2 protein-coding genes are annotated in these 1,658 nt (G+C 61.3%); both read left to right on the forward strand.

Translation table 11 applies throughout. The features are described from left to right. Positions 1-108 precede the first annotated feature (108 nt). On the forward strand, positions 109-651 hold the full coding sequence (locus NW844_RS12010) for a hypothetical protein (protein WP_414335941.1): 543 nt from the start codon (positions 109-111) through the stop codon (positions 649-651). A 50-nt stretch (positions 652-701) separates the two neighbouring features. Further along, on the forward strand, positions 702-1,604 hold the full coding sequence (locus NW844_RS12015; protein WP_414335943.1) for a PD-(D/E)XK nuclease family protein: 903 nt from the start codon (positions 702-704) through the stop codon (positions 1,602-1,604). Positions 1,605-1,658: the final 54 nt, after the last annotated feature.

A 1,658-nucleotide genomic window follows, 5' to 3' on the forward strand; every position in this document is an offset into this window, starting at 1 on the left:
AGCCGTCTTTTCCGCTTGTCGATCGCCAAGCAGAAAGGGAATCCTTAAAGGAGGAGCTGCCTTTTTAAGGGCTATCTTAAGCTTGGTGAAGCGAGCCCCCCTCTGCCCATGTTGATCTTCCCCATCTCCCCGTTGATTCGCTACGCTTTGCAGGCCTTGTACTGGGGATTGAGCCTGCCCCTGCCCATCTTGCTGTCCCGGCAACAGGCAACACCGCTTGAGCTGGGATCCCTTTGGGCAACTCTGCTGCTGGGATGGGGAGTAGTCCTGGGATCCCTGAGCCAGCAGATCCAGTTGGATGAAAAGGGCATGCAGGCCACCTACCCAGGCTGGGTGCCACCTTTTGTGCGGCAGGAGTGGCAGATCCGGTGGGCTGATGTGGAACGCATTGAGCCCCGCTCCACCAGCCAAGGCGGTATGGTGTACTACTTAGTCACCCAAGCTGGGGAGCGCGTGCTTTTGCCGATGCGGGTGGCCGGGTTCCAGCGTCTGTTGGCCGAGGTTCAACGTCACACCCAACTGGAGATCGGCGGGCTGCGCCCTTACGTTCAGCCTTGGATGTACGGGCTGCTCGGATGCTTGGCTCTGCTTTTGTTGCTCTGGGATGGGATGGTCGCTGTCTGGGTCTGGGCAAATTCGACAGGAGCCTAGCACAACCCCCAGCTTTTAGTGGAAGGTCAGTTCAAGTGTGCTCAGAGCAGTTGCACTCCTCCCATCCCCGCCAGGACTTGCCCATGTCTGGGATCCCGATTGCCCCTTTTGTAGGCTCTGCCCCCCCTTTGGAGAGGCTGAGCCTTGAGCAGGTCAACCTGTCTGCTTCCGCCTTGGCGCTCCTGGATCATTGTCCTCGCCTGTTTCGCTATGTGTACCTGGAGCGGTTGATCTGGCCTGCTGCCAATGCTTCTGAGCACGAACTGGAGCAGAGGCGCGGGCGGCAGTTTCACCGCTTGGTCGAGTGGCACAGCCGCGGTCGGCAGGTGGAGCCCCGCTTATCTGCTTTGGATGAGACAGTACGCCAGTGGTGGCAGGTGTTCTTGGCCAGTCCCCACGCTCATCCGCAGGGGCGGGTGTTGGCGGAATTGCCCCTCTGGCAGCGGATCGAGGGGTTTAAGCTGATGGCCCGCCTGGATCGGCTGGTGATTACCCCGGGATCCCTGCACATTGTCGATTGGAAGACGGAGCGGCAGCGCCCCCCCGATGAACAGTTGGCCCAGGACTGGCAGGTGCGCCTCTACCCCCTGCTGCTGTCTGGGGTGGCCGATCAACTGCTCCTGGAAGGCCCCTTCCAGCCGGAGCAGGTGCAACTGACCCTTTGGTATGTGCAACACCCGCAGCAGCCCTTCTACCGCCGCTACAGCGCCGCCGCTTACGAGCGGGATCTGGCCCACCTCAAAGCCACCCTGCACCACCTGCGCCAACTGGAGGCGCAAAACTTTCCCATGACCCCCCACACCGAACGCTGTGGCAGTTGCCTGTTTTGCTCCCGCTGCCACGGGCTAATGCCCCAAGGGATCCCTTCCCAAGACCTCACCGCTTGGGTCTGGCCCATGCAAGAGCCTACGCCGCCTGCGGAGACAGATTGGGAGAACGGTGTTCCGGCTTGAACCCATTCCAGACAAGTTCGACCAACCCAAGCGCTCCGCGCCGCCGACGCGACC

Origin of the sequence: Synechococcus sp. H55.2 (genome assembly GCF_047462495.1) — a bacterium.
Taxonomy (GTDB): Bacteria; Cyanobacteriota; Cyanobacteriia; order Thermostichales; family Thermostichaceae; genus Thermostichus.

Bases quoted from the DNA above. Each gene is read 5' to 3' on its own strand.
- NW844_RS12010 (WP_414335941.1), top strand. From the start codon at position 109: ATGTTGATCTTCCCCATCTCCCCGTTGATTCGCTACGCTTTGCAGGCC.